This is a genomic window from Kribbella sp. NPDC055110, from assembly GCF_053607525.1.
In genome coordinates this window covers 1-11,060 of record NZ_JBSGTS010000028.1, presented here as the reverse complement: position 1 = coordinate 11,060, position 11,060 = coordinate 1, and the positions used below count along the sequence as shown (strand labels likewise).

Below are 11,060 nucleotides of genomic sequence, written 5' to 3'. Positions count from 1 at the left end.
AGCCCGTCCTGTCCGCCGTTCTGTCCGGTCCCGCCCGTCCTGTCCGCCGTTCTGTCCGGTCCCGCCCGTCCTGTCCGCCGTTCTGTCCGGTCCCGCCCGTCCTGTCCGCCGTTCTGTCCGGTCCCGCCTCAGTCCGCCCTCGTCCCGTCCTGTCCGGTCATCCTGTCTGGTCGTCCTGACCGGCCCGTCGGTCCTGTCCATTCCGTTCCGGTGCACCGGTACCGCTCCATTCCGTTCCGGTACTCCGGTACCGCTCCATTCCGTTCCGGTACTCCGGTACCGCTCCATTCCGTTCCGGTACTCCGGTACCGCTCCGGTGCACCGGTACCGCTCCATTCCGTTCCGGTGCACCGGAACGTTCTAGTCCCGACCGCGGAGCGTCCACCCGACGCGCGCCGGCCCGCTTTACCCACACGTTTCTATCGCACAGATTCCGGTCTTCAGCGGACCTTGAGAGTCCCAGAGAGGACCTCGGTACATCCGTGGCCAATTCACCAGTCGACTACCCTCGGTAACACGTCCGCTCGACCCCAATCGCTCCCGTTGGACCGATTCCCTTTATCTATAGGGCTTTCGCGCCTCCCGAAGATCCAGCACGAAACCGTGTTTGAGTTACAGTCGGTGTCGACGCACTGAGTCAAGGGTTGCGGGCAACGCCGGACAGCCCCAGACGCAATCGTCAGAACATGTCGCCTCAACGCGACTCCCGCCAAGTAGTCCGCGCTATGCCGGCTCCAGCCGTTGGCACCTCATCAAGCTCGCGCCAGGAGAACTCATGCACGAAAGACCCACGACATGTCACAACTTCGAACGCACCGATGGACCTGCGTCCAGCTGCATGCGTCGCGTCCTGAACCTGCAGCAGGCGCTGTCTCGGATCGCTCACGAGCCTCTGGGCATGGGGCTCCGGATCACACGAACACCTTGCTCTCGACCGGTGCGGCCGGGCGCGCAGTTCTGGGAGAGCCGATGCTCCCGATGACACCAACTGGCAATGGAGTTCGGTTGCTCGTCGGCGTCGTACCGCTGACCGTGTTGCTCGTTCTCTTCGGAGCTCTAGCGCTCATCGCATTGGCACTACCAACCGATCGCCGCGAGTACGTGTTGAAGCTCGCGCCACACATCGTCAAAGCTGTGGAGAAGATCGCAGCCGGGTCCGCCGCGCGTTGAGCGATCCCGTCGGGACCACCACGCTTAGGGACCCAGCGGAGTGCTGACGGATCGCAGATGTTTCGGCGCTGAGGATTGAGCCAGTCAGGACTGGCGGAGGTCACCGTCATCGAGCCACTCGATTCCCGCCTCGTCGCGATGTGGACCTTCGTGGTGGGCGATGAGGCAAGGATCATCAGCGCGTGGGTTGCAGCCGTCGCAGTCCAGTTCTTGCGCTGATCGCAGTACCGACCAACCGCGCGACCGCTTTCCAGTCAGATCCACTGTTCGCACTCCCATCACAACCGCTGCATGGAGAGGCCAGGGCTACAGGGCATGGGAAGAACGAACCGCCAATGCGCGCACCGCAGATACGAGGGAGTGCGGGGCATCCGTGGCGGGCTGCCGCCTTACGGACAACGGTCGATTCTCTCCACACTCCAAACGTTGAGATGCCGCACATCGACACGGTGGAGGTGCGGCGCGATGGCGTACGTGAAGGATCAATGGACTCGGGCGGTGAAGCAGTCGGATGGGACGGCTGGGCGGGTTCGGACTGCCAAGTGGGGGCGGGGGAAGCGGTGGCTGGCGGGGTGGGTGGATCCGGAGGGGGGAGCGGTCTAAGGCGTTTGGGACGAAGACGGCTGCGGAGCGGCATGGGGCTGCGATGGAGACGGATCGGGAGCGTGGGGAGTACATCGATCCGGAGGCTGGGAAGGTTCGATTTGAGCAGGTTGCGGGGCGGTGGTTGGCTTCGCGGGTGGTGGATCCAGCCAGTGCGATCAAGTACGAGTCGGCGCTTCGCTTGCATGTGAGTCCGGTGTTCGGACGGCGGCGGATCAGGACGATCAAGCCGTCGGAGATCTCGGCGTGGGTCGCGGGGCTGGATGCGCGGTTCGGGTCGTCTACGGCGCGTACGGCGTGCCTCGTGTTGCATGGGACGCTGGAGGTGGCCGTCGATGATGAGGCGATCAAGCGGAATCCGGCGAAGGCACGGGTGGTCAAGGTGCCGGCGGAGAAGGGCGGGAAGACCACTGCCTGGAGCGACGAGGTTGTGCTGCGGATCGTCGAGGGCATTCGCCGCAGTACAGGCCGATCGCCTCGGTCAGTGCTGCGTGCGGGCTGCGGCAAGGAGACTTGTTCGGGTTGGCGGAGGAGGACGTCGATTTCGACGAGATGGTGTTCCGGGTCCGGAGACAGGTGAACAAGCTCGGCAGGGAGTTCGTGTTCGCGCTGCCCAAGAACGACGACGAGCGGAGCGTGCCGATGTCAGAGGGTTTCGCGGTGATGCTCACGGAGTACATCCAGACCGCGAAGCCGCGGGCCTACACGTTGCCGTGGGAGAAGATCGACGGGAAGCCGCACACCGTCAACCTGCTGTTCCGCTGGACTGACGACAAGCACATCCGGGCGCGGACGTACGACGAGCTCGTGTGGAAGCCGGCGCTCTTTCACGCTGGCGTCATACCGGAGCCGACGAAGGACGCGCGGGGCAGGCGGCAGCACGTCTCCAGTCGGGAGAACGGGATGCATGCGCTGCGGCACTACTACGCGAGCATCACCCTGGCCGACGGCGTCAACATCAAGGAGCTGGCGCAGTACCTGGGCCATGGCGACCCAGGGTTCACGCTCCGGCTCTACACCCGCATGCTGCCGTCATCCCACGAGCGGGCGCGGAAGGCTGTTGACTCGCGGCGCGCCCGGTTGTTCGCGATGGAAGCTCACGGAGCTGTGACGGAGCTGGCCACCGGCCGGTCCCCCTCAGCCCACTGGGAACTCGACGGCGGCCAGTCTCTCGACGACCCTGGAATCGGGCTCTGACCTGCGGAAACGTCAGCGGATTCGCATGCCTGAGATCGCGCGGGCGATGACCAGGCGTTGGATTTCGGAGGTGCCTTCGAAGATGGTGTAGATCTTGGCGTCTCGGTGCATTCGTTCTACGGGGTATTCGCGGGTGTAGCCGTTGCCGCCGAGGATTTGGATGGCTTCTTCGGTGACCTTGACTGCTACTTCGCCGGCCTTGAGTTTGGCCATGGAGCCTTCGCCGTGGCGGTAGTCGGGGGTTTCGCCGCGCATGAGGGCGGCGGACATGTTGGCGGCTCGCCAGACGAGCAGGCGGGCGGCGTCGATCTCCATGGCCATGTCGGCGAGTTTGAAGGCGATGCCCTGGTTGTCGATGATCGGGCGGCCGAACTGTTCGCGGGTCTTGGCGTAGTCGAGGGCTACTTCGTAGGCGGCGCGGGCGATGCCGATGGCTTGGGCGCCGACGATGTGGCGGGTCATTTCGAAGGTGGCCATCGAGGCGTTGCGGCCCGCCGTACCGGAGGACGAACCAGACGAAGCCGAACCAGAGGCGGCGGTGCGGGCTTCGTGGGCTCGGGCTATGCGGGCGTCCAGTTTCTCTTTGCCGCCCAGGACGTTTTCGGCGGGGATGCGGACGTTGTCGAAGAAGACGTCGGCGGTGTGGGAGGCGCGCAGACCGTGCTTGCGGAGCTTCGTGCCCTGCTCCAGGCCGCGGACCTCGGACTTCGGTACGACGAACGCGGCCTGGCCCTTCGTGCCGAGTGATGGGTCGACGGTCGCGACGACGACGTGGATGTCGGCGATGCCACCGTTCGTGGCCCACGCCTTCTGGCCGTTGATGACCCACTCGCCAGAACGCTCGTCGAACACGGCCCGCGTACGGATCGCGGACACATCGGACCCCGCACCGGGCTCGGACGAGCAGAACGCGGCCACGCGTACGTCGTCAGGCGTGCCGTAGCAGCGACCCATCCACTGGCTCCACTGCTCCGGCGTGCCGTTCGAGAAGATCGCGGACGACGCGAGTCCGGTGCCCTTCAGCGACATCGCGATGCCGGCGTCGCCCCAGAACAGCTCCTCGTGGACGAGCGGCATCAACAGGCCGGTCGGGTCGACGAAGAGGTTGATGTTCATGTCGAGGCCGTAGATGCCGACCTTCGCGGCTTCCTGGATGATCGGCCAGGGCGTTTGCTCCCGCTCGTCCCATTCGGCCGCGGCGGGCCGGATGACGTCGGCGGCGAACGTGTGCGCCCAGTCCCGGATCTCGCGCTGGTCGTCGTTGATCGCCAGCGAGAAGGTGCTCCAGTCCGGTTTCGAACGCTCGGCGCCGAGTTCGCCGGCCAGCGACATCACGTCTGCGGACACAACAGGGTCGCTCATCAGGTCCTCACAAAGGCGGGGATGTTACCGACGAGTGTAACTGTCGTTTGCATCAAGAGGTACCACTGTGGCTAAGATCGAATCATGAGCTCCGCGCTGCTCGCGATCGGACGCCGCCGCACGACGGCGGAGCGTCGGCGCGACCGCGAGCGGGACATCATCCGCGCCACCCGGGACATCTTCGACGAGCGCGGCACGATCGACGCGCAGATCGACGATATCGCCAAGCGGGTCGGGATCAACAAGGCCCTGATCTACCGGCATTTCGCCGGCAAGGAAGAGCTGTTCGCGCTCACGCTCGTCGACTACCTCGAAGAGCTGGACCAGCGGCTCGCGACAGCCGACAATCCGCGCCGCCAACCGCTCAACCGGCTCAAGAGCCTGAGCGAGACGTTCGTCGACTTCTGCCTGCAGTATCCGGCGTTCACCGACTGTGCGATGAGCCTGCTCCGCAGGACCGGTGAGCAGCTGTTCGGCGAGATCACCGAGCCGGTGATGGTCAAACTGGGTACGGCGATGGCCGCGCCACTGGACCGCATCGCGGTGATCCTGAAAGCCGGTCAGCGTGCGGGCGTGTTCGACGAGGTCGACACGGCGTACCTGGCCAACCATCTCTACACGCAGACGCTCGGATCGTTGCACATGGCAAGGGTCGGGCTGATCGTGTCGGGCAGCCAACCGGGACACCCGGTGGTGCATCATGCCGATGTCGGCACCGTCCGGTCGACCGCGATCACCGCGACGCTCGCCACCGCGGTGGGACAGATTGCCCTGACAACCAAGAAGACCCGCTCCGCTAGAGCAGGAGACATATCGTGACCGAACCGCGCAAGGTGGCCGTGGTCGCCGGCAACCGGATCCCGTTTGCCCGCCAGGACAAGACCTACCGGCACGCCTCCAACTCCGACATGCTCGCCGCCGCCCTGAACGGTCTCGTCGACCGCGCCGGCCTCGGTGGGCAGGAGGTGGGAGAGGTGGTCGCCGGAGCAGTCCTCAAACACGCCCGCGACTGGAACATGGTGCGTGAGGTGGTCCTCGGGTCCAAGCTCGCCCCGACCACCCCGGCGTACGACATCCAGCAGGCCTGCGGTACCGGTCTGGAGGCGGCCATCCTGGTCGGCAACAAGATCGCGCTCGGCCAGATCGAGGCGGGGATCGCGGGTGGTGTCGACACGGCATCCGATGCACCGGTGAGCGTCAACGACCACCTGCGCAACGTGCTGCTCGACCTCAACCGCGCGAAGACGTACCCGGACCGCTTGAAGGTGCTCGCCCGCGTCCGCCCGAGGGACGTCGTACCCGAGATCCCTCGCAACGCCGAGCCGCGGACCGGTAAGTCGATGGGCGACCACGCCGCGCTGACTGCGCTCGAGTGGGGCATCACCCGGGAGGCGCAGGACGAGCTCGCGTACAACTCCCACATCAACCTCGCGAAGTCGTACGACCGTGGTTTCCAGAACGACCTGATCACGCCGTACCTAGGCCTCGAGAAGGACCAGAACCTGCGCCCCGACACCACACTCGAGAAACTCGCGACGCTCCGGACCGTGTACGGCAAGGGCGAGACCGCGACGATGACGGCAGGTAACTCGACCCCGCTGACCGACGGCGCCTCGGCCGTACTGCTGGCGACCGACGAGTGGGCGGAGCAGCACGGTCTGCGGCCGCTCGCGTACCTGACCCACTCGCAGACCGCCGCTGTCGATTACGTGAAGGGCGCCGAAGGGCTCCTGATGGCTCCTGCCTACGCGGTGCCGAGAATGCTCCAAAGAGCCGGTCTGACCCTCCAGGACTTCGATTACTACGAGATCCACGAGGCGTTCGCCTCCCAGGTGCTGTCCACCTTGAAGGCGTGGGAGGATCCGATCTTCTGCAAGGAGCGGCTCGGCCTGGACGCGCCGCTCGGGGAGATCGACCGGGACAAGCTGAACGTGAACGGGAGCTCGCTCGCCGCGGGTCACCCGTTCGCGGCGACCGGCGGGCGGATCGTCGCCGCGCTGGCCAAGCAACTGGACGAGAACGGTGGCGGCCGGGGCCTGATCTCGATCTGCGCCGCGGGCGGCCAGGGTGTCGTCGCCATCCTCGAGAAGTAGGAGCTGAGATGACGGATCGCTACCAGACCTTCACCACGACGCCGCTCGGCAAGACGCTGGTGAAGAACCTGGGTCTGCCCGACCCGACGCCGCTGCCCCGCTGGACCGAGGGTTCGCCGGTGATCGACGGGCCGGTCGTCTTCGGCGCGATCGGCGAGACCGACGCCGGCAAGGCGATCCAGGCGCTGCTGCGCGACATCGGCGCCTCGTTCAGCACCGTGACCGAAGGCGTCGCGTCCAGCACGATCCGGCCGAAGGCGATCGTCTTCGACGCGACCGGCGCCGCTTCGACCGCGGACCTCACCAGCCTGCAGCGCTTCTTCTCCCCCGTTGTCCGCCAGCTCGCTGCGGCGGGCAGGGTGATCGTCGTCGGCCGTACGCCGGAACTCGCGAGCTCCCCCGAGCAGCACGTCGCCCAGCGCGCGCTCGAGGGCTTCACGCGCAGTCTCGGCAAGGAGGTGAAGCGCGGCGCGACGGTCAATCTCGTGTACGTCGCCCCGGACGCGCACGAGCAACTCGACTCGACGCTCCGCTTCTTCCTCTCCCCCAAGTCGGCGTACGTCGACGGTCAGGTCGCCCGGATCGGGACCGGACCGCTCGTCAGCAACGACCCGACCCGCCCGCTCGCAGGCCGTACGGCGCTCGTGACCGGAGCGGCCCGTGGTATCGGCGCCTCGATCGCCGACACGCTCGCCCGTGACGGCGCGACCGTCATCGGCGTCGACGTACCGCAGAACGCGGACCCGCTGCGCAAGGTGATCTCCAAGATCGGCGGCACCGAGCTCCTCCTCGACGTGACCGCGGTCGACGCGGCGCAGCGGATCGCGGCGCATGCGCAGGAGCAGCACGGTGGGCTCGACATCGTCGTCCACAACGCCGGCATCACCCGGGACCGGCGGCTCGTCAACATGCGCACCGACGCGTGGGACGCCGTACTCGACGTGAACCTGCGCGCGCCGGAGCGGATCACCAAGCACCTGGTCGAATCCGGGGCGCTCCGTGACGGCGGCTCGATCATCGGGGTGTCGTCGATGGCCGGGATCGCGGGTAACAACGGCCAGACGAACTACGCGACCTCGAAGGCCGGGGTGATCGGTCTCGTGCAGGCGTTGGCGCCCGCGCTGGCCGAGCGGCAGATCCGGATCAACGCGGTCGCGCCCGGGTTCATCGAGACCGAGATGACCGCGAAGATCCCGTTCACGATCCGCGAGGTCGGGCGGCGGATCAACTCGCTGCAGCAAGGTGGTCTGCCGATCGACGTGGCCGAGACGATCGCCTGGTTCGCGGATCCGGCGTCGGCCGGCGTGACCGGCAACGTGGTCCGGGTCTGCGGCCAGAGCATGCTGGGCGCCTGAGATGCCGACCCGGCGGTACGACGACTCGCCCGGCCTCGGCTCGCTCTACGCGCGCACCGTCCGGGCCACGCTCAGACGGGCCGACTACGAACCGAACGAGGACGGGCTGACGCTTGAGCTGCCCCGGTCGGCGATCGACCAGGACCACCTCACCGCGTATCGCGAGGTCACCGGGTTCGCGGCGGGTCCCGCGCTGCCCCCGACGTACCCGCATGTTCTGGCGTTCCCGCTGCATCTGGATCTGATGTCCGATCCCTCGTTCCCGTACAAGCCGATGGGGATCGTGCATCTGTCCAACACGATCACGCAGAAGCAGCCGATCCCGCTGCACGCCGAGCCGGCGATCCGCGTGCACAGTACGGCGGAACGGCAGCACCCGAAGGGCACCGTCTTCGATGTGATCAGCGAGGTCTTCGTCGATCACGAACTGGTGTGGAGCGATCTCACCACGCTGCTCAGCCGCACGTCCGGGACGCCCAACGCACACGCCGATCTGCTGACCGATCCGGTGCTGAGCCCGAGCGCGTGGTGGGACCTGCGCGGCAACCTCGGCCGCCGGTACGCCGCGGCATCCGGCGACCGGAACCCGATCCACCTGTTCAAGCTGACTGCTCAGGCGTTCGGGTTCCCACGCCAGATCGCGCACGGGATGTGGGCCAAGGCTGCCGCGCTCGCGTCGATCCAGCGCGCCGGCGCGTTGCCGGACGCCTTCACGGTCCGCGTGGACTTCCGCAAACCGCTGCTGCTGCCGTCCCGGGTCGGGTTCGGGTATCAGCAGACCGGCAAGACGGTCGACTTCGCGCTGTACGACGAGGGGCACGACGTGACCCACCTGATCGGGCAACTGCAGGCGAACTGAACCGCCACGCAGGCAGAACCCCCTCGGACATGCTCATTTCCCGCCCGAATCGTGACTTCTGCCTGCATGGGGATCCGCCGCCGCCCGAATCCGATCCAGCACCTCGCCGATCGGGGCCGGATCCCAGCGTCGACCGTCGCGTTCCCGGACCGCGAGCTGGCGGGCCTCGGCCTCGCGGGAACCGATGACGGCCTGGTACGGCGCCAACCGGTTCTCGCGGATCCGGGCGCCCAAACTGCCCTCGTCGGCGTGTGCGACCTCGACCCGGAGACCGCGGTCCGACGCTCTCCGGGCGACCTCCGCGGCGAGTTTCTCCTCGGCGTCGGAGATCGGCAGTACGACGACCTGTACCGGGGCCAGCCACGCCGGGAACGCGCCGCCGTGCACCTCGATCAGCTGAGCAACCGCTCTCTCGATGCTCCCGACGATCGCCCGGTGCACCATCACCGGACGGTGCTTGTTGCCGTCGGCACCGATGTACTCGAGGCCGAACCGCTCCGGCTGGTGGAAGTCGATCTGGACGGTCGACAGGCTGAACTCGCGGCCGGCCGAATCCGCCAGCTGGATGTCGATCTTCGGCCCGTAGAACGCGGCGTCGCCCGGCGCGTCTTCGTACTCGACGCCCGCGTTCTCCAGCACCTCGCGAAGCAGTTCGACGGCCTTCGCCCAGCTCGCCGCGTCACCGACGTACTTGCTGGCCGGGCTGTTGAACTCGGCGTCGTCCGAAGGGAGCGCGAGGACGTAGCGTGACACGCTGATGCCCATGTCGGCGTACGCCTGATTGATCAAGCTCAGCGCATCAGCGGCCTCGGAAGCCACCTGGTCGAGGCGACAGAAGATGTGGGCGTCGTTGAGTTGCATCGCGCGGACCCGGCTCAGGCCGCCGATCGCTCCGGAGAGTTCGGCGCGGTACTGCCCGCCGAGCTCGGAGAAGCGGAGCGGGAGTTCGCGGTAGGAATGCGAGCGGGAGCGGTACATCAGTGCGTGGTGCGGGCAGATGCTGGGTCGCAACACCAGTTGCTCGCCGCCCATGTCCATCGGCGGGTACATGTCCTCGTGGTACTTCGCCCAGTGGCCCGAGATCTCGTACAGCTCGCGCTTGCCGAGGACCGGTGAATAGACCTGCTGGTAGCCGGCTCTTCGTTCCACCTCGGCGATGTAGCTCTCCAAGGCGTGCCGGACGGCGGCGCCGGCGGGCAGCCAGTACGGCAGTCCCGCGCCGATCAGCGGGTCGGAGTCGAACAGGCCGAGCTCGCGGCCGAGTTTGCGGTGGTCGTACATGATTCCTCCATGGGTTGAGGCGAGGGGTTGAGGCGAGAACCCACGGAGCACGACAAAGCCCCGGGGCACTCGCCCCGGGGCTTGGTCAGACAGTCAGATGTCAGCGCGCCAGGACGAGGTCCGGCGTCGTCGTGACTACTGCGCGCTTGATCACGTTTCTACGTTAGCAGATCGGAGTCCAGGCCGACCGGGCGAATCAGGCCCTCCTGGGCTACCGAGGCGATGAGGGCGCCGGACTCGGTGAAGAGGCGGCCGGTGGCGAAGCCGCGGGCGCCGGACGCCGACGGCGAGGCCTGGTCGTAGAGCATCCACTCGTCGGCGCGAAACTCGCGGTGGAACCACAGGGCGTGGTCCAGCGACGCGGGCTGGATGCGGCGGTCGCCGATGACGATGCCGTGCGGGAGCAGGCTGGCGCCGAGCAGCGTCAGGTCGCTGGCGTAGGCGAGAACGCACGCATGCAAGCCCGGATCGTCGGGAAGCTTGCCGGCGGCCCTTATCCAGAACTGCCGGCCGGTGACTCCGGCGAGGCGTACGTCGAGCGCCGCCCACTCCTTGTCCCAGTCGGCGGCCGGCCGTCCGGATCGCGCCTCGAGAACGGTCGCGAGTCGCGGCGCCTCTTCCGGCGGTACGACGTCGTCCGGCATCGGGTCCTGGTGATCGAGGCCGGGCTCGGGGCGCTGGAAGGAGGCGGACATGTAGAAGATCGGCTTCCCGTTCTGCGATGCCACCACCCGGCGGCTGCTGAACGATCCGCCGTCGCGGGTCGGCTCCGCGCGGTACACGATCGGCACGGACGTGTCGCCCGCGCGCAGGAAGTACCCGTGCAGCGAGTGCACCACGCGCTCGGCGTCGACGGTCTGCCCGGCCGCCGCGAGCGCCTGGCCGAGCACCTGTCCCCCGAACACCCGTTGCATCGAGGTCTGTGGCTGACGACCACGGAACAGGTCGACGTCGATCTTCTCCAGGTCGAGCAACTCGACCAGATCCTCCAGCGACTCAGGCATGCCTCATCCTGACAGCCCCGGCCGCCGCGCAACGACGTACCCACTGTGGAAACCGTCACGTAGCCGCCGGCGGGCGACCAATCGCCGGGAGTTCGCGCAGGAACCGGGGGCGTTGCACAGGCAATAACCTGTGCAA

10 protein-coding genes are annotated in these 11,060 nt (G+C 67.2%); 7 read left to right on the top strand and 3 right to left on the bottom strand.

Annotated elements, in window-relative coordinates; translation table 11 throughout:
- Positions 1-969: 969 nt before the first annotated feature.
- From ACWF0M_RS31655 to ACWF0M_RS31645, 3 genes are all read left to right on the top strand, one after another.
- Positions 970-1,170: a hypothetical protein gene (locus tag ACWF0M_RS31655; RefSeq protein ID WP_452239398.1), complete on the top strand. Its 201-nt coding sequence runs from the start codon at positions 970-972 to the stop codon at positions 1,168-1,170.
- Positions 1,171-1,681: 511 nt separating this feature from the next.
- Entirely contained in the window at positions 1,682-2,353 is a 672-nt protein-coding gene (locus tag ACWF0M_RS31650; protein WP_452239397.1) for a phage integrase central domain-containing protein, read from the top strand.
- Positions 2,296-2,970 carry a tyrosine-type recombinase/integrase gene (locus ACWF0M_RS31645; protein ID WP_452239396.1) on the top strand — a complete coding sequence of 225 codons (675 nt, stop codon included), beginning with the start codon at positions 2,296-2,298 and terminating at the stop codon, positions 2,968-2,970. Before ACWF0M_RS31650 ends, ACWF0M_RS31645 begins: the two co-directional genes overlap by 58 nt.
- A gap of 12 nt (positions 2,971-2,982) precedes the next feature.
- Here the strand turns inward: ACWF0M_RS31645 and ACWF0M_RS31640 are convergent, their stop codons facing one another.
- Positions 2,983-4,332 carry an acyl-CoA dehydrogenase family protein gene (locus ACWF0M_RS31640; protein WP_452239395.1) on the bottom strand — a complete coding sequence of 450 codons (1,350 nt, stop codon included), beginning with the start codon at positions 4,330-4,332 and terminating at the stop codon, positions 2,983-2,985.
- Positions 4,333-4,416: 84 nt separating this feature from the next.
- On the opposite strand from ACWF0M_RS31640, the gene ACWF0M_RS31635 reads away from it, so the two are divergent.
- The 4 genes from ACWF0M_RS31635 to ACWF0M_RS31620 are packed head-to-tail and all read left to right on the top strand — an operon-like array spanning position 4,417 to position 8,639.
- Positions 4,417-5,151: a TetR/AcrR family transcriptional regulator gene (locus ACWF0M_RS31635; protein ID WP_452239394.1), complete on the top strand. Its 735-nt coding sequence runs from the start codon at positions 4,417-4,419 to the stop codon at positions 5,149-5,151.
- Complete coding sequence (locus tag ACWF0M_RS31630) at positions 5,148-6,425, top strand: acetyl-CoA C-acetyltransferase (RefSeq protein ID WP_452239393.1); 1,278 nt, start codon at positions 5,148-5,150, stop codon at positions 6,423-6,425. Before ACWF0M_RS31635 ends, ACWF0M_RS31630 begins: the two co-directional genes overlap by 4 nt.
- Positions 6,426-6,433: 8 nt before the next feature.
- The gene (locus ACWF0M_RS31625; RefSeq protein WP_452239392.1) at positions 6,434-7,780 is read left to right on the top strand and encodes a 3-oxoacyl-ACP reductase; all 1,347 of its coding nucleotides are present in this window, start codon (positions 6,434-6,436) and stop codon (positions 7,778-7,780) included.
- Position 7,781: 1 nt separating this feature from the next.
- Positions 7,782-8,639, top strand: coding sequence for a MaoC family dehydratase (locus tag ACWF0M_RS31620; protein ID WP_452239391.1), 858 nt, complete (start codon positions 7,782-7,784; stop codon positions 8,637-8,639).
- A gap of 33 nt (positions 8,640-8,672) precedes the next feature.
- Here ACWF0M_RS31620 and thrS read toward each other — a convergent pair whose 3' ends face one another.
- Positions 8,673-9,920 carry a threonine--tRNA ligase gene (thrS, locus tag ACWF0M_RS31615; protein ID WP_452239390.1) on the bottom strand — a complete coding sequence of 416 codons (1,248 nt, stop codon included), beginning with the start codon at positions 9,918-9,920 and terminating at the stop codon, positions 8,673-8,675.
- Between the two features lie 158 nt (positions 9,921-10,078).
- Positions 10,079-10,924 carry an acyl-CoA thioesterase gene (locus ACWF0M_RS31610; RefSeq protein WP_452239389.1) on the bottom strand — a complete coding sequence of 282 codons (846 nt, stop codon included), beginning with the start codon at positions 10,922-10,924 and terminating at the stop codon, positions 10,079-10,081.
- Positions 10,925-11,060: the final 136 nt, after the last annotated feature.